Below are 16917 nucleotides of genomic sequence, written 5' to 3' on the forward strand. Positions count from 1 at the left end.
TAAATGGCATAAAAAAGGCGCCCTAAGGCGCCCTTTAAACGAGAAAAAAACTTACTCTTTGTCGCCCAGCAGGACGGATTCCAGAGCAATTTTGATCATGTCGTTGAAGGTAGTCTGACGCTCAGCGGCGGTAGTTTGCTCGTGAGTACGGATGTGGTCAGACACCGTGCAGATGGTCAGCGCTTTTGCACCGAACTCAGCCGCTACGCCGTAGATCCCGGCCGCTTCCATTTCCACACCCAGAATGCCGTATTTTTCCATCACGTCGAACATGGACGGATCTGGCGTGTAGAACAGGTCTGCGGAGAAGATGTTGCCCACGCGAGCGTCAACGCCCAGCGCTTTTGCCGCATCAACCGCGTTGCGAACCATATCGAAGTCCGCGATAGCCGCGAAGTCGTGATCCTTGAAGCGCAGGCGGTTAACTTTAGAGTCAGTACACGCGCCCATACCGATAACCACGTCGCGCAGCTTAACGTCTGCACGAACCGCGCCGCAGGAACCCACGCGAATGATTTTCTTCACGCCGAAGTCGGTGATCAGCTCTTTAGCGTATATGGAGCAGGATGGGATACCCATGCCGTGGCCCATAACGGAGATCTTACGGCCTTTGTAAGTCCCGGTGAAACCAAGCATGCCGCGCACGTTGTTCACTTCGCGCACGTCTTCCAGGAAAGTTTCCGCGATGTGCTTGGCGCGCAGCGGGTCACCCGGCATCAGTACTACGTCAGCGAAATCGCCCATTTCTGCGTTAATGTGTGGCGTAGCCATTGTGTATTCCTTTATTTAAAAAGTTAGCAATCAGGCGGGCAACCGCCCGCCCAAAGGGATCACAGCATGTTTTTGCCGTAGTCCATGTCGGAAAGACCGAAGTACTTCGCTACCGTCTGGCCGATATCCGCGAAGGTTTCGCGGTGACCGAGAGAACCGGCTTTCACTTTCGGGCCGTAGATCAGCACCGGAATGTGTTCGCGAGTATGGTCTGTACCCTGCCAGGTCGGATCACAGCCGTGGTCCGCAGTGAGGATCAGAATGTCGTCCTCTTTCAGCAGCGCCATCAGCTCCGGCAGGCGGCGGTCGAACAGCTCAAGGCCGCCCGCGTAGCCAGCTACGTCGCGGCGATGACCCCAGGAGGAGTCAAAGTCCACGAAGTTGGTGAACACGATGGTGTCGTCGCCGGCTTCTTTCATCTCTTTGATGGTCGCGTCGAACAGCGCATCCAGACCGGTTGCCTTCACTTTTTTAGTGATACCGCAGTTGGCGTAGATATCCGCAATTTTACCCACGGAAACAACCTGGCCATGCTTCTCATCAACCAGCTTCTGCAGCACGGTGGCGGCAGGTGGCTCGACCGCTAAGTCGTGGCGGTTACCGGTACGCTGGAAGTTACCTGCTTTATCACCAATGAACGGGCGAGCGATAACGCGGCCAATGTTGTAGCCGCCTTCGGTCAGCTCTTCACGCGCGATTTCGCACAGCTCATAAAGCTTATCCAGACCGTAGGTTTCTTCGTGGCAGGCAATCTGGAACACAGAGTCAGCGGAGGTGTAGAAAATCGGTTTCCCGGTTTTCATGTGCTCTTCACCCAGCTCATCCAGGATCACGGTTCCGGAAGAGTGGCAGTTGCCGAGGTAGCCCGGCAGGTTGGCACGCTTGACCAGTTTGTCCAGCAGCTCCTGCGGGAAGCTGTTGTCGTGGTCGCTAAAATAGCCCCAGTCAAACAGAACCGGCACGCCGGCGATTTCCCAGTGGCCAGACGGAGTGTCTTTGCCGGAAGAAAGCTCGTGTGCCCAGCCGTAAGCGCCGATAACTTCTGCTTTGCCGTCCATGCCTGCGGCCACTTTACCGGTGGAGCCTTCATGAGCTTTTACCAGCCCAAGACGAGTCAGGTTAGGCAGGTTCAGGGGGCCTTTACGGCCTTTGTCAGCTTCGCCTTTGGCGCAAGCCTCCGCGATGTGACCGAGGGTATCAGAGCCGACATCTCCGAAGCGCTCTGCGTCTTCGGTAGCACCGATGCCGAACGAGTCCAGCACCATAATAAACGCACGTTTCATATTATTCTCCGTACCTTGTGCTCTATAAAATAGGGATCAGATCAGTATACCGTTATTCGGTGATTCGGCGATAGACCGTTGGTGTTTCCTGCGGTGCTTTTTCGTCAATGCTGATTGCCGCTTTCACCGCCTTCGCGGCTTCCTGCCAGCTGGCTTCGTCTTTCGCGTGGATCACCGCCAGCGGACGTTCGCCGTCGATAGCGTCCCCCAGACGCGCCATATCGGTAAAGCCGACGCTGTAATCAATGGGGTCGGAAGCCTGACGACGACCGCCGCCCATCGACACCACCGCCATACCCAGCGCGCGAGTATCCATTGCCGAGACAAACCCGGACGCGTCGGCATATACCGCTTTGCTCAGCATTGCCGTTGGCAGGTACTTCGCATAATTCTCAACAAAGTCGCTCGGGCCTTTCTGGGCGGCAACCATTCGGCCAAATACTTCCGCCGCTTTGCCGTTGTCCAGCACTGCCTGAAGCTTCGCGCGGGCTTCAATCTCGTCTTTGGCAAGCTTGCCGGAAATCAGCATTTCCACGCACAGCGCCATCGTCACATCAAACAGACGCGGGTTACGGTATTCACCCGTGAGGAACTGTACCGCTTCACGAACTTCCACGGCGTTACCCGCGCTGGAAGCCAGCACCTGGTTCATGTCCGTCAGCAGCGCGGTGGTCTTCACGCCTGCGCCGTTGGAAACGCCAACGATAGCCTCTGCCAGCTGGGCCGACAGCTCGTAAGTCGGCATAAATGCGCCGCTGCCTACTTTCACGTCCATCACCAGCGCATCCAGCCCTTCGGCCAGTTTTTTCGCCAGAATAGAAGCGGTGATCAGTGGGATGGAATCCACCGTCGCGGTAATGTCGCGGGTGGCATAAAAACGTTTGTCCGCCGGTGCCAGCGAGCTGGTCTGGCCGATGATGGCCACGCCGACGTCCTTAATAATGTCGCGGAAGCGGTTATCGTCCGGGAAGATATCGAAGCCCGGAATCGCCTCCAGCTTGTCCAGCGTCCCGCCGGTATGCCCCAGACCACGGCCTGAAATCATCGGCACATAGCCTCCGCAGGCCGCTACCATTGGGCCAAGCATCAGCGAAGTGACATCCCCGACGCCGCCGGTGGAATGTTTATCCACAATCGGGCCGTTGAGGTTAAGGCTTTTCCAGTCCAGCACGGTGCCGGAATCCCGCATCGCCATTGTCAGCGACACCCTTTCCGGCATTGTCATGTCGTGGAAGAAAATGGTCATCGCCAGAGCAGCAATTTGCCCTTCAGAGACGGTGTTGTCGCGAATACCGTTGATAAAGAAGCGAATCTCTTCGTCGCTCAGTACCAGGCCATCACGTTTTTTACGAATAATTTCTTGTGTGAGAAACACGGCAACCCCCTGGGAAATGCGGGTAAAGAGCGGCGGAAAACCCGCCGCAATTAAAGATTACTCTGGATAATTCGAGTCGCAGGCCGAAGGCAAAAGAGCTCATCCTCAGTCACTTACTGAAGTAAGTCACTGGGGTAAGGGAGTGCAGCTAACGCACCTGCGGCTTGAAGCATGACGAGTAATTAGTAGCTGCTGGCGCTTTTGCCGTCCCCATGGCCCAGCGCTTTCAGCAGGCTGGCTAACAGGCTGGATGCCCCGAAACGGTAATGGCGAGAGTCGGCCCAGTCGGCACCGAACAGGTCATCAGCGATAGCAAGGAACTGCGCGGCATCTTCAGCGGAGCGAACGCCACCGGCTGGTTTGAAGCCTACGGTTTTCTCCACGCCCATATCGCGGATCACTTCCATCATGATGCGAGCGCTTTCCGGCGTGGCGTTAACCGGCACTTTACCGGTCGAGGTTTTGATAAAGTCGGCACCGGCTTTAATCGCGATAGTAGACGCTTTGCGAATCAGCTCTTCGGTCTTCAACTCGCCGGTTTCGATGATCACTTTCAGCAGTACGTTAGCGCTGGCGCAGGCGTCTTTACACGCTTTCACCAGATCAAAGCCAACCTGCTCGTTACCGGCAATCAGCGCCCGGTATGGGAAGACCACGTCCACTTCGTCTGCACCGTAAGCGATAGCGGCGCGAGTTTCTGCCAGCGCGATGTCGATATCGTCATTACCGTGCGGGAAGTTGGTCACGGTCGCAATGCGGATGTCCGGGGTGCCCTGCTCTTTGAGGGTTTTACGGGCAACAGGGATAAAGCGCGGGTAGATACAAATCGCAGCGGTGTTGCCGACTGGGGTTTTCGCCTGATGGCACAGAGCGATGACTTTCTCGTTAGTGTCATCGTCGTTCAGGGTAGTCAGATCCATCAGTTTCAGCGCACGCAGGCTGCTTTGGGTTAAATCGGTCATAACGCTCTCCAACAAAAGGGAAATAAGTCTCCGGCCTGGAAACTCAACACGTTGGAGCGGACTTGGTTCCTTGAAGAAGAGTGGTCACCTGGGTCACCCTCACGTTGAGATCCTTCTCACCGCACATTGCCGGTTGCAATGTTAGAATTCTAACACTCACCACCGATGCAATTTTGTGTCTCGCCTCACAAAAGCCAAAGCATGAATTGCAAGCTTTCATAGAGTATATGTGATTAAAGGAACAAAATAACGCGCTAAATTGCGCCGGGATGCAAGAAAATGGCTGGCAGGGCGCCAGCCATCGGTTACCGCTTAATGTTATAATTATAACATTTCTATTGCAGTTTACAGCGCCAGGAAAAGCCCGGCGATGGTGGCGCTCATCAGGTTAGACAGCGTCCCCGCCGCCACGGCCTTCATGCCCAGCTGAGCCACATCGTGCCGGCGGTTTGGCGCCATGCTGCCCAGCCCGCCAATCAGAATGGCGATAGAGGAAAGGTTAGCAAATCCACACAGCGCGAAGGAGATAATTGCTTTGGTATGGCCGGACAGCACCTGCAGACCCGCCGCGGCCACTTCGGCATCATCCTTCAGGTAAGCGCCGAAGTTCAGATAAGCTACGAACTCGTTGATGATAAGCTTCTGGCCGATAAACGATCCTGCCACCATCGCCTCGCTCCACGGCACGCCAATCAGCCAGGCAACCGGAGAGAACACCCAGCCCAATATCAGCTCCAGCGAGAGCTGCGGATAGTTGAACCAGCCACCGATGCCGGACAACATGCCGTTCAGCAGGGCAATCAGCGCGACAAACGCCAGCAGCATTGCCCCGACATTCAGCGCCAGCTGCATCCCGGAGGCCGCGCCCGAGGCCGCCGCATCCAGCACGTTAGCCGGGCGATCGGGATCGTTTTTCATCGACTCCAGTTCCGGGGCGTCATTCGGGGTTTCCGTTTCAGGCAACATTATCTTGGCAAACAGCAGCCCGCCTGGCGCGGCCATAAAGGACGCGGCAATCAGGTATTCCAGCGGCACGCCCATCTGCGCGTAGCCCGCCAGCACGGAGCCCGCCACGGAGGCAAGGCCACCGCACATCACGGCAAACAGCTCAGAGCGCGTCATGGTCGAGATGTAAGGGCGAACCACAAGCGGCGCTTCGGTTTGGCCAACGAAAATATTCGCCGTCGCCGACAAGGATTCAGTGCGCGAGGTTTTCAATACCTTACGCAGGCCGCCGCCGAGGATACGGATCACTAACTGCATCACACCAAGGTAGTAAAGCACGGCGATAAGCGAGGAGAAGAAGACAATAATCGGCAGGACGCGCAGCGCAAAGATAAAGCCGCCGCCGCCAAAAACTTCGAACATTTTGTCAGAAACCAGCCCGCCAAACAGGAAGGAGATCCCTGAGTTGCCGTAGGCGATGACGTTAGCCACCCCTTCAGACATCGCGAGCAGGACTTTACGCCCGACCGGGACATAAAGGATCAGCGCCCCGATACCAATCTGGATAAGCCACGCGCCAATGACGGTACGCAGGTTGATCGCCTTGCGGTTGCTGGAAAGTAAAACGGCGATCAGCAGCAGTGCCACCATGCCGATCAATCCCATGAGTATTTGCATACAGTATCCCTGTGTATCAACTGGAAAGATTCGGGCTTTAGCAGCCCCTTTTAAGCGCGCGGATTATAACCACAGGGGCGAGAAAAGTGCCGGAGTAATCACGTGTAGGACGAAATGTATAGAAACATTTACATAGTAAGGTGAGAGGCATCACACTTTGAGCGTGACTCATTAGAAAGCAAATAATTCGTCTGCGTTGTTTTTCAAGGCATTAGCAATGATTTCTGCGGGCTCCGGGCGCAATTCACACAGCGCGTCGAAGACTTTTGCAGCACGCTCCGGGCGGTTGGGCTGCCCCTGCCAGCCGTTCAGCGGCATATCCGGCGCATCGGTTTCCAGCAACAGCGATGAAAGCGGTAGCCGGGCCATCACATCCCGGGTTTTGCTGGCCCGGGGATAGGTGATGGTGCCACCGACGCCAATGCGATAGCCCATCGCAATAAAACGCTCCGCCTGCTGCAAACTCCCGGCATAACCATGCACCACGCCGGTCCTGGATAAATTGTGGCGCTTCAGGTGCAGCGCCAGCTTGTCGTGGGTTCGACGGGAATGAAGCAGCACCGGCAGATCGTAACGCTTCGCCAGCTTCAGCTGCTCGGTGAGGATAAACTCCTGCCTGTCGAACTGCGGATCTTCGCGATAAAGATCCAGCCCAATCTCACCGATGGCGATCAGTTTTTCAGGCTTTTGCCGCAAAAGATCTTCCAGCTCGGCCAGGCCCGTTTCATCATGCTTTTCAATCACAATCGGGTGCATACCCAGGGCGGCATAAAGTGCCGGGTACTTCTGCGCGAGCGCGAGTACGCGACTGAAACGTCCCGCTTCTATTGCAGGCACAATGATTTTACGAACTCCGGCCTCAGCGGCCAGGGCGAGGCTGTGCTCTTCATCCCCGGTGAAGGGGGGAAAATCAAAGTGGCAATGGGTGTCGTAGAACGTAAAACTCACGCAAGATCCTCATTATCAAACGCAGCATCATTCGCCTGCAGGGCAGGGCTAATCGGCTTAACCAGCGATTCGTTTGCCGCCGCCGCAGGAGGAATCACCAACGGGCCGGGCGTATTAATGCGCGGCAAATGGCGCCTTAACGGCGGCTTAGCCACCAACAGCTTGCCAATGGTCGCCAGGAAATAGCGTCCGCACAAGCGCCCTGTTTGATAATCCGCCGTCAATGAAGGCAGGCGGCTGCCGAGCGCGCTGCTTAACAGCGCTTTCGGGGGATAAATCTCGAAGATTCTCAGTTTACCCGGCGGCTTCTCAATGAAGCTTTGGATCTCCCGATAGCTTTCCTCGTGATGCTGCACCAGATTCAACAGCGGCTGCAGACTGCTGTCGCCCAGCCAGCGTTCCATATGTTTGAACCATTGCGGCGTGTAGTACATCTGTGAAGGTACGGTGCGAATAACCACCAGCGTATCCGCTCCGCGATTAACCGCTTCCCGCACCGGCACCGCATCGCTGATGCCGCCGTCCTGATAGCTGACGCCGTCAATATCCACGCCCGAACGGTAAAAACCGGGAATGGCACTGGAAGCTTTCAGCAAATTTAGCCAGGTATCCGCGGTCGGCGAAAAGTAATTCGCCGCATAGTCATCACTGCGGCAGGCACACATAAAGAACTCTTTTCCCTGCTCAAACAACGGGTCGGCGCTGGACATCGACAGCGGTAATCTGGCTGCGGTCGATTCAATCAGCCAGTCAAGGTCGATCAGGTGCCCTCCGCGCGCGAAGCGGAGCGGATTGAAGAAATCCCTCGTCGTCGTAAAGCGCGTGATAACGCGGCGCGCGTATCCCGGCTGGTTACAAACGTAAGCGGAGAGATTCTGTGCCCCGGCGGAGGTGCCAAGGAACAAATCAAAGGGGTTGAATTCCGCGCGCATAAATTCGTCCAGAACCCCGGCCGTAAAGATCCCGCGCTGCCCGCCCCCTTCACAAATCAGAGCGAGTTTTCCAGGACGAAAAGGTTTAGTCGCCAGCGGCGCAATATTACCGAGCGTAACGGGTATACGATTTCCCACCCTGCTTTCCTGAATTCTGTTGTTGTGAGTTTCTACCCTATACCCATAGCGCGCTAAGTAAAACGGCGAAAGCCAGTCACGAGGACTGGCTTGAGGTTGCTGACAAGAGGGGAACACGCGTGGTTTTCCCTCTTTGTGGTGAGCAGCCGAAAATCAATAAATTGATTTTCCTGTTTTTTTTAACGAGCCGTCTGGTATTTCTTTTCTGTCGACAGCGGTTTGTCGACAGTATAAAGCCAGTCACGAGGGCTGGCTTTTCTTTTGTATCGGCATGTTACCCAATGAGTGTTGCTAAGGACGTCTGCGCCCCATAAACAGGCTGACCAGGAACAGAATGATCCCGACGATAAAGACAATTTTTGCAGCACCTGCTGCGGTACCCGCCAGACCACCGAAGCCCAGGGCCGCAGCAATCAACGCTATTACCAGAAAAATAATGCCCCAACGAAACATAGACTCTCCTTAACCATAGTTAACCTTATCGCTTCTTCACGGGCTCCGAATGACTAACCCGCAGGCGATAATGTGTAAGGGTGGTGCTTATCGCTTCCCGGCACGCGTCCAGAAAGCCATTTTGGGTGCTGCTTTACTTCACTTTCAGATCGTTTTTAACGCTTTTTACGCCTTCGACAGCCTTGGCAATGCTTTCAGCCTTCTCAGACTGGGCGGTGGACTTCACCTCACCGGACAGCTGAACCACACCGTCAGTGGTTTCTACTTTTATATGGCGCGACGGCACAATGCTGTCTGCCAACAATTTCGCTTTGATCTCGCTGGTCGTGGCCGCATCACCGGCATAGCCTTTAACCGACTGTGTTTTCACGTCGCGAACGTGAAGTTTGTCGCTCACCGAGGTGACGCCTTCCACTTTTTTCGCCGTGGCGACGGCCTGCTCGGCCTGAGCCTGGCTCTCAACAAAACCGCTCAGGGTGACCACTTTATTGTCGGTTTTGACCGAGATATCGGTACTTTTGATGTTTTTATCGTCAACCAGGGCTGCTTTAACTTTTGCTGTGATGCCGCTGTCGTCCATGAAATTACCGACTTTCGTCATGGAGCTATCGATTTTTTTCCCTGCACTATCGGCGGTAGATTCCGTTTTATTAAGCAGAGTGTCTTCCGCAAAGGCGCTGGTGCTCGCCAGTACAGAACCCAACACAACCGCCAGCAGAGTTTTTGAAATCTTAGTCGTAGTCATCGATTAATTCCTGTAGGTTTGCTCATCATTTGAGCTTTCTCGTTTCCCGTAAGCTGAAAAAAATCAGCTATTAATATTGAGATGACCTGAGAAACGCTAACAAGACACCAGAAATTGATTAGTTTCCGGAGCTTTCATCCAATAAAAATGTCATCACTTTGTTAAATATAGATCACAATCATAAAAGTGCATGACGTGTTGATGGAAAAAGCAGCAATGGCGCAGGATTAGCGGGAAATTAAGAGGATTCTGCAAGAGATTCAAAAGATAGGGAAAGTGAGAAGAGCGCGACGAACGCCGCGCTCTGACTGGCAATTAGTGCTCGCGAGTTTTACGGAAAGTCACGTCAGGGTAACGTTCCTGAGTAATGTTCAGGTTTACCATTGTCGGGGCGATATAAGTCAGGTTGTCGCCGCCATCCAGCGCCAGCTGAACTTCGTTTTTACGTTTGAATTCTTCAAACTTCTTAACGTCGTTCCCCTCAACCCAGCGCGCCGTCGCCACGTTGACCGATTCGTAAATCGCTTCCACGTTGTATTCGCTTTTCAGACGAGCAACGACCACGTCGAACTGCAGAACCCCCACCGCGCCCACGATCAGATCGTTGTTGGCAATCGGACGGAACACCTGCACCGCGCCTTCTTCGGAAAGCTGAACCAAGCCTTTGAGCAACTGCTTCTGCTTGAGCGGATCGCGCAGACGAATGCGGCGGAACAGCTCCGGGGCAAAGTTCGGAATACCGGTGAACTTCATCATTTCGCCCTGGGTAAAGGTGTCGCCTATCTGAATCGTGCCGTGGTTGTGCAGGCCGATAATATCGCCCGGATAGGCTTCTTCCACGTGAGAACGATCCCCGGCCATAAAGGTCAGCGCGTCAGAAATAATGACGTCTTTACCAATACGTACCTGGCGCAGCTTCATGCCTTTTTCATACTTACCGGACACCACGCGCATAAAGGCGACGCGGTCACGGTGTTTCGGGTCCATGTTGGCCTGGATCTTAAAGACAAAACCGGTGAACTTCTCGTCCGCCGCATCCACCAGACGCGTGTCGGTTTTACGCGGCATCGGAGCCGGCGCCCACTCAACCAGACCATCCAGCATGTGGTCGACGCCGAAGTTGCCCAGCGCGGTGCCGAAGAATACCGGGGTAATTTCACCGGCCAGGAACAGTTCATGGTCGAATTCGTTGGAAGCCCCCTGCACCAGCTCCAGCTCCTCACGCAGCTGCAGAGCAAGATCTTCCCCCACCGCAGCGTCGAGTTCAGGGTTATTCAACCCTTTCACGATGCGTACTTCCTGGATCGTGTGGCCTTTACCGGTCTGGTAGAGGTAGGTTTCATCTTTATAAAGATGGTAAACCCCTTTGAACAGCTTGCCGCAGCCGATTGGCCAGGTGATCGGCGCGCAGCCAATCTTCAGCTCGCGCTCAACTTCATCCAGCACTTCCATAGGATCGCGGATGTCGCGGTCCAGCTTGTTCATGAAGGTGATGATCGGCGTGTCGCGCAGACGGGTAACTTCCATCAGCTTACGGGTACGATCTTCTACGCCTTTTGCGGCATCGATAACCATCAGGCAGCAGTCAACGGCGGTCAGGGTACGGTAAGTATCTTCGGAGAAGTCTTCGTGCCCCGGGGTATCCAGCAGGTTAACCAGGCTGTCGCGATACGGGAACTGCATTACCGAGGTGGTGATCGAGATCCCACGCTGTTTTTCCATCTCCATCCAGTCGGATTTAGCGTGCTGGCTTGAGCCACGGCCTTTTACCGTCCCGGCGGTCTGGATAGCCTGTCCGAACAGCAGCACCTTTTCGGTGATGGTCGTTTTACCGGCATCCGGGTGAGAAATAATGGCAAAAGTGCGGCGTTTAGCCACCTCTTGCAAATAAGGAGACAAAGTCATAATTACATCTTCTGTAAGTGCGCACGGCCTTGAGCCACGCGGCGAGTGAACGTTATTTGGCGGCTATTTTACCCATCATTGCGGGTTTAACAATCAACAATCATGGCTTACACAGCAGTTGCTCCAGTTCACTTAGCGAGGTGACCTGCCAGGTCGGTTCAATCCCTTCCGGCGCGGTGCGCCCGTGGGCGTTAAGCCAGCAGGTTGCTATCCCGGCGTTAATGCCGCCCAGAATGTCGGATTCTGCCGTGTCGCCAACCATCAAAACGCGGTCGCGCGGCGGCTGTGCCATCTGCTCGAAGGTATAGTCGAAAATGCGGCGATCGGGTTTGGCTACCCCTACCTGTTCGGAAATCACCAACAGGTCGAAATAGTCGCGCAGGCCGGTGCGCTCAAGGCGAGTCTGCTGCAGCGCGGTAAAGCCGTTAGTAATAATGCCCAATTTAACCTTGCCCTTCAGCGCATTCAGGAGAGAAACCGCGCCAGGCAGCGGGGCGCAAATTTCAGCCATGGCGGATAAAAAGGCATCGTTCAGCTCTGCTGACGGCACATTCAGCCGCCCGGCCCAGTCCTCAAAGCGCCTGAGCTGCAGCTGCAGCGCGGTAATGGCTCCGTTCTGATAGTCAACCCACAGCGGCTTGTTTACCGCCTGGTACTCCTGGAAATCATCTGCGGTAAAGGTCACGCTGTAATCGAGAAACATGCGCTGCAAGCCGCCGAACGCGTCAAAGGTAAACAGCGTTTCGTCCGCATCAAATAAAATCCAGTCCCAGTTCATCCACACACCTTTTAAAAATTAACCGAGGGGGAGCGCCATCACGATCGCGTCTTCCCGACCTTCTTTTGCAGGATAATAATTGCGACGCACCGTCGCTTCGTTAAAGCCCAGGCTTTCGTACAAGGTTCTCGCCGCAACGTTAGAGGCGCGCACCTCCAGCCACAGCGTAAACACATCCCGCTTCTCAAGCTCGGCAATAAGATGCTCAAGCAGCGCTTTTCCAAGCCCTTGCCGCTGATATGCCGGATCAACCGCAATGTTAAACAGCGTGGCTTCGTCGAGAATGACCTGCGTCACCGCAAAAGCGGCAAGTTTGCCGTCAACGTCCAGTCGTAAATTGAAGTAGCGTTCGCCCTGATTGCTGGCAAACGTTTTTTCACTCCAGGGAAAAGCGTGGCTGCGCAGCTCAATGGCATACGCCGCCGCTAAGTCATTCGGCGTCAGGGAAGATATCGTGTTCATTTTCGCAAATTTGTTGCCACAGCGCCTGTCGCGCGTTGCCATTGTGATAAAGCTCATCCAGCACAGGAGAAGCCAGCTGCGCGCCGCTGAGCGTCAGCGGCTGCTCAACGCCAAGCCGCCAGCTAAGGCAGCGGCTATCGGGCGGCATCATCGCAACGCGCTCTGGGGTCAGCTGCATCACTTGCTCAGGGCTTAACGCCATACTGCGTAAAATGTCCTTCACCAGCGGATCGCTCAAGGCTGGTAGCGTCTCAGCCACCATCACTAAACGCACGCCCGCGGGCAAAGAAACCGCAATTTCGCCCTGTAACGCCGTCGGACGGCGCAGCACCCACTGGGTAATACCCAGTTGCTGTAACTGCCAGTCTCGTCGGGAAGGGGAAGTCATAGCGAAACCTGTTGAGAGCGTAATTCGGGCGGCAAATATAGCAAATTCATCGAATCCACGCCATTAAAGCTCTATAATCCACGCTCTGATTTTCCAGGAGCAATTTGATGAGTGCGTTTACCCCGGCGAGTGAAGTACTGCTGCGCCACAGCGATGATTTTACCGAGAGCCGTGTGTTGTTTGCCGGTGACATGCAAGACGACCTGCCGGCGCGTTTCGACACCGCCGCCAGCCGCGCCCACACCCAGCAATTCCACCACTGGCAGGTATTAAGCGCGCAGATGGGTGAGAACGCACAATATGGCCTGGTGGCCGGTGCGGATGACGTTGCCGACAGCAATACGCTTATCTACTACTGGCCGAAAAACAAGCCGGAAGCCCAGTTCCAGTTGATGAACATTCTGTCGCTGATGCCGGTTGGCACCGACGTTTTTGTGGTCGGCGAAAACCGCTCTGGCGTGCGTAGCGCAGAGCAAATGCTGGCTGATGTTTGCCCGCTGACCAAAATCGACAGCGCGCGCCGCTGCGGTCTGTATCACGGTCGTCTTGAGCAACAGCCTGCATTTGATGAAAACAGCTGGTGGGATGAATACCCTCACGAAGGGATGACGGTGAAAACGCTGCCGGGCGTCTTTAGCCGCGACGGTCTGGACACCGGCAGCAAACTGCTGCTCTCCACGCTGACGCCGCACACTAAAGGCAAAGTGCTGGATGTCGGCTGCGGTGCGGGCGTACTGGCGATTACTCTCGCCAACCATTCGCCAAAAGTGCGCCTTACGCTGAGCGATGTTAGCGCTCCTGCGGTTGCCGCCAGCCGCGCAACGCTTGCGGCGAACGGTATTGAAGGGGAAGTGATCGCCAGTAACGTCTACTCGGAAATCAACGGCCGTTTCGACATGATCATCTCCAACCCGCCATTCCACGACGGGATGCAAACCAGCCTCGACGCAGCACACCAGCTTATTCGCGGCGCGGCCCGACACCTGAATATGGGTGGCGAGTTACGCATCGTGGCGAACGCCTTCCTTGCGTACCCGAATGTGCTGGACGAAGTGTTTGGCAGTCATGAAGTTATTGCTCAAACCGGCCGCTTCAAAGTTTACCGCGCCGTGCTGACTCGAGCGGGTAAAAAGCGCTAGAAGCGCTCAGGTGCCGCTTTTTGCATCAGTCAGGAAAGCGGCACCAAATTAAGTGTTGACGAAGCTCAGAAAACATCTAGAATGCGCCTCCGTGGTTGTGATACTTCGGTATTACAGGTATGCGAAGGTGGCGGAATTGGTAGACGCGCTAGCTTCAGGTGTTAGTGTTCTTACGGACGTGAGGGTTCAAGTCCCTCTCTTCGCACCAACACAACCACGAAAGATATCGTTCGCACTGCGCGAAGGTGGCGGAATTGGTAGACGCGCTAGCTTCAGGTGTTAGTGTTCTTACGGACGTGAGGGTTCAAGTCCCTCTCTTCGCACCAATGCGAAGGCGATATCAAAACTCTTCGGATGCAAATCTGAAAACTGTGCGAAGGTGGCGGAATTGGTAGACGCGCTAGCTTCAGGTGTTAGTGTCCTTACGGACGTGAGGGTTCAAGTCCCTCTCTTCGCACCACTTCTTATGAAGTGACTCTCTTTACCTCCCTCAGCTTATTTATCTCATCGATCCCAAATTCATCACAATTAACAGCAATCCGCTGGCAAACGCTACGCACGACGGCAGTAAAACAAAGTGTCTTAACGTTTTATGGTAGAGCATCAATGCCGTTGCTAGCAGCCCGATAACCACCAGCACGCGCCACTGAGTGAAACTGAGATCCAGACACGCCAGCAGCGCCACGGCTAACCCCGCCACCATTACACTCCAGCCACCTTCGAGTTGTCGTTGCAGCATTTCTACGTCCCATCATGATAATGATAACCAATATCATATGATAAATTTTCTCAACTGTCAGCGTAAAAACGTGCGCGGCCTATGGCTGAAATAGCCAGGGTTGACGTGTCATTTAATGACAGATTTTCAGTAAGGTGATAGATTGAGCACCGGCTTTAGTTTGCCTTATAAAAATTCCAATAGTTGCCAGAAAAGCCGGTCGCTCGCTTTTCATTTATACGACACACACAACACCTGACGCGCTTACCCAAGACACAATCGTTCTATGACAGCCCAAACCTGGCGAACCTTACTCAAAGCAAAGCAGCAGCTTTCTTTACGTTTATTTTTGCTGCTCAATGCCCTGGCAGCCGTTTTTTCCATGCTACTTCCGTTCCATTCCGCCATGCGCATAACGCCGCCCGTGGTGACCATTCTGCTGATTAGCCTGGCGCTGCTTGCCTCGCAGATGATGAATAAGAAGCAATTGATTAACCTGAATATTGTCTCTTTATTTCTGGGGCTATTGTGGGCGCTGCATATTTTCATTAAAAACGCGGCTATTGAGGATCCGGACACTTCATTTCTGGTCATTAGCCTGATGTCAGTGCTTTTTATTGGCGCCATTTCATTTATAAATAACATCGTGGCTTTCCTGCTGCACAGCATCCCCGTGGCGCTGATCGTGCTTTGGCTGGGCAACGTTGACCAAGGGTTACAGGCGATTTATTGCTTTGCGCTGCCCGCTGTTGGCATCGCTATTCAGCATATTATTCAGAAACGTGATGACCGTTTCACCCAGCGGCTGATGAATAAACTGCTGGAAGAAAAAGAGACGCTGACCGACCTCAGCATGCTCGATCCTTTAACCGGCCTGTACAACCGCCGCGGTTTTCAAAACCGCCTCGAACATATTCAGGCCTCCGGCAACGGCAGCCACTACGTTTTACTGCTGGATATCGACTACTTCAAATCCTACAACGACCACTACGGCCATGCGATGGGCGATCAGGCGCTGATCCGCGTCTCGGCGGCTATCCGCGATGCCGTGCGTTCAAGGGATATTGTCACGCGCTACGGCGGCGAAGAGTTCATGATTATGCTCACCAACATCGACGCTGAACGTGCCATGCAGTCGGCGGAAAGGATCCGCCAGCGCGTTTTCGACCTGGATATTCCGCATATGTTTAATAACCAGGTCGCAACCAACGTGACCGTCAGCATCGGGCTTGCCCCGTTCACCGAAGGCAGCATAGATGATGCCCTGAGTCTGGCGGATAAAGCGCTTTACCAGGCCAAAAACCGCGGAAGAAACAGTATCCTGACGAACGAAATGCTCGCCGTGGGTTAACCCGACGAAAGACGCCCTGGATCGCAAAAACCGCCCTCACTCAGCCGTGGCGGTGAATTCACCTTGCCAGAGATATCGCCCAAAGTTAGTATTGCTAATCATTATCATTTAGATTACTTCCTGACGAGAGTATGGCGCTTCAATCCCTCCAGCTCAGCGATGACAGCGGTTGCCTGGTACTTCCCTGGTCTCCGGCGGCAAGTCCGCTGGCAGATTCGCTGCGGGAGCATTTTGCCGCACACCGCCCATACTTCAACGACATCATAAAATTAAACGAACAGGCGCCCGCCACAGCCATGACGCTCAGAGAGTGGCAGCGTCCCGCCGCATTAACCTCCCTGATGGCGGCCTACGGCGACCATATCTATCGCCATCAGCCTCAGCTTGCGCGCGAGAACAAACCGCTGAAGTCTCTGTGGGCGCAATGGTACATCGGCCTGCTGGTGCCCCCGACGATGATGGCGCTGCTGACTCAGCCCAAAGCGCTGAACATTGCCCCCGGCCATGTGCGGGCAGAGTTCCACGAAACGGGCCGGGCTAAATGCTTCTGGATTGACGTGGCTGAAGATTGCCTGGCAAGCGAGCTGCCGCTCCATCTGCGATTGGAGAAGTTCATCGTCGAGGGTTTGATGCCGGTCGTGGCGGCGCTGGAAGCCAGCGAAGAGATCAACGCCCGGCTTATCTGGAGCAACACCGGCTACCTGGTGAACTGGTTCTTCGGCGAGCTGAAACCGCTGCTGGATGAGCAAACCCTGGCGGCGCTGGTGAATACCTGTTTCTTTGAAAAACAGCTTTCATGCGGCCAGGAAAATCCGCTTTATCGCACAGTTATCTCGCGTGAAGGTATCCTGGCCAGACGCACCTGCTGCCAGCGCTATAAGCTGCCTGATGTGCAGCGCTGCGGGGACTGCACCCTGAAATAGCAAACGGCGGGTTTCCCCGCCGT

General features: G+C 54.6%; 17 protein-coding genes and 3 tRNA genes. 6 read left to right on the top strand and 14 right to left on the bottom strand.

Annotated features, from left to right (window positions below; genetic code table 11):
- Window positions 1–51: 51 nt before the first annotated feature.
- From deoD to F3J29_RS14065, 13 genes are all read right to left on the bottom strand, one after another.
- Window positions 52–771 (bottom strand): purine-nucleoside phosphorylase, encoded by a 720-nt coding sequence (gene deoD, locus F3J29_RS14005; RefSeq protein WP_008460099.1) that lies wholly within the window; start codon window positions 769–771, stop codon window positions 52–54.
- 59 nt (window positions 772–830) lie between these two features.
- Window positions 831–2054 carry a phosphopentomutase gene (gene deoB, locus F3J29_RS14010; RefSeq protein ID WP_166866950.1) on the bottom strand — a complete coding sequence of 408 codons (1224 nt, stop codon included), beginning with the start codon at window positions 2052–2054 and terminating at the stop codon, window positions 831–833.
- A gap of 52 nt (window positions 2055–2106) precedes the next feature.
- A complete protein-coding gene (deoA, locus tag F3J29_RS14015; RefSeq protein WP_166866952.1) occupies window positions 2107–3429 on the bottom strand; it encodes a thymidine phosphorylase in 1323 nt (440 codons plus the stop codon).
- A gap of 182 nt (window positions 3430–3611) precedes the next feature.
- On the bottom strand, window positions 3612–4391 hold the full coding sequence (gene deoC, locus F3J29_RS14020; RefSeq protein ID WP_166866954.1) for a deoxyribose-phosphate aldolase: 780 nt from the start codon (window positions 4389–4391) through the stop codon (window positions 3612–3614).
- A gap of 345 nt (window positions 4392–4736) precedes the next feature.
- Entirely contained in the window at window positions 4737–6014 is a 1278-nt protein-coding gene (locus F3J29_RS14025; protein ID WP_166866957.1) for a NupC/NupG family nucleoside CNT transporter, read from the bottom strand.
- 171 nt (window positions 6015–6185) lie between these two features.
- Window positions 6186–6962 carry a TatD family hydrolase gene (locus F3J29_RS14030; RefSeq protein WP_166866958.1) on the bottom strand — a complete coding sequence of 259 codons (777 nt, stop codon included), beginning with the start codon at window positions 6960–6962 and terminating at the stop codon, window positions 6186–6188.
- The gene (locus tag F3J29_RS14035; RefSeq protein WP_166866960.1) at window positions 6959–8032 is read right to left on the bottom strand and encodes a patatin-like phospholipase family protein; all 1074 of its coding nucleotides are present in this window, start codon (window positions 8030–8032) and stop codon (window positions 6959–6961) included. The genes F3J29_RS14030 and F3J29_RS14035 overlap by 4 nt, the downstream gene beginning before the upstream one ends.
- 291 nt (window positions 8033–8323) lie before the next feature.
- The gene (locus F3J29_RS14040; RefSeq protein ID WP_007373037.1) at window positions 8324–8485 is read right to left on the bottom strand and encodes a DUF1328 domain-containing protein; all 162 of its coding nucleotides are present in this window, start codon (window positions 8483–8485) and stop codon (window positions 8324–8326) included.
- Window positions 8486–8618: 133 nt separating this feature from the next.
- Window positions 8619–9230 (bottom strand): molecular chaperone OsmY, encoded by a 612-nt coding sequence (gene osmY, locus F3J29_RS14045; protein WP_166866962.1) that lies wholly within the window; start codon window positions 9228–9230, stop codon window positions 8619–8621.
- A 315-nt stretch (window positions 9231–9545) separates the two neighbouring features.
- Window positions 9546–11135: a peptide chain release factor 3 gene (gene prfC, locus F3J29_RS14050; protein ID WP_166866964.1), complete on the bottom strand. Its 1590-nt coding sequence runs from the start codon at window positions 11133–11135 to the stop codon at window positions 9546–9548.
- Window positions 11136–11235: 100 nt separating this feature from the next.
- Window positions 11236–11913, bottom strand: a complete 678-nt coding sequence (gene yjjG, locus F3J29_RS14055; protein WP_166866966.1) for a pyrimidine 5'-nucleotidase — start codon at window positions 11911–11913, stop codon at window positions 11236–11238.
- Between the two features lie 18 nt (window positions 11914–11931).
- The gene (gene rimI, locus F3J29_RS14060; protein WP_166866968.1) at window positions 11932–12375 is read right to left on the bottom strand and encodes a ribosomal protein S18-alanine N-acetyltransferase; all 444 of its coding nucleotides are present in this window, start codon (window positions 12373–12375) and stop codon (window positions 11932–11934) included.
- On the bottom strand, window positions 12344–12763 hold the full coding sequence (locus tag F3J29_RS14065) for a DNA polymerase III subunit psi (RefSeq protein WP_166866970.1): 420 nt from the start codon (window positions 12761–12763) through the stop codon (window positions 12344–12346). The genes rimI and F3J29_RS14065 overlap by 32 nt, the downstream gene beginning before the upstream one ends.
- Window positions 12764–12870: 107 nt before the next feature.
- On the opposite strand from F3J29_RS14065, the gene rsmC reads away from it, so the two are divergent.
- From rsmC to F3J29_RS14085, 4 genes are all read left to right on the top strand, one after another.
- Window positions 12871–13902 (top strand): 16S rRNA (guanine(1207)-N(2))-methyltransferase RsmC, encoded by a 1032-nt coding sequence (rsmC, locus tag F3J29_RS14070; RefSeq protein ID WP_166866971.1) that lies wholly within the window; start codon window positions 12871–12873, stop codon window positions 13900–13902.
- 121 nt (window positions 13903–14023) lie between these two features.
- Window positions 14024–14110, top strand: a tRNA-Leu gene (locus tag F3J29_RS14075).
- A gap of 31 nt (window positions 14111–14141) precedes the next feature.
- Window positions 14142–14228, top strand: a tRNA-Leu gene (locus F3J29_RS14080).
- A 47-nt stretch (window positions 14229–14275) separates the two neighbouring features.
- A tRNA-Leu gene (locus tag F3J29_RS14085) sits at window positions 14276–14362 on the top strand.
- Window positions 14363–14401: 39 nt separating this feature from the next.
- On the opposite strand, the gene F3J29_RS14090 is transcribed toward F3J29_RS14085, so the two are convergent.
- Window positions 14402–14641 carry a DUF1435 domain-containing protein gene (locus F3J29_RS14090; protein WP_166866973.1) on the bottom strand — a complete coding sequence of 80 codons (240 nt, stop codon included), beginning with the start codon at window positions 14639–14641 and terminating at the stop codon, window positions 14402–14404.
- A 265-nt stretch (window positions 14642–14906) separates the two neighbouring features.
- Between F3J29_RS14090 and F3J29_RS14095 the strand changes: the two genes are divergently transcribed.
- Entirely contained in the window at window positions 14907–15971 is a 1065-nt protein-coding gene (locus F3J29_RS14095; protein WP_166866974.1) for a GGDEF domain-containing protein, read from the top strand.
- Between the two features lie 131 nt (window positions 15972–16102).
- Window positions 16103–16894: a siderophore-iron reductase FhuF gene (gene fhuF, locus F3J29_RS14100; protein ID WP_166866976.1), complete on the top strand. Its 792-nt coding sequence runs from the start codon at window positions 16103–16105 to the stop codon at window positions 16892–16894.
- Window positions 16895–16917: the final 23 nt, after the last annotated feature.

The organism is Enterobacter sp. Cy-643 (assembly GCF_011752815.1).
Lineage (GTDB): Bacteria > Pseudomonadota > Gammaproteobacteria > Enterobacterales > Enterobacteriaceae > Cedecea.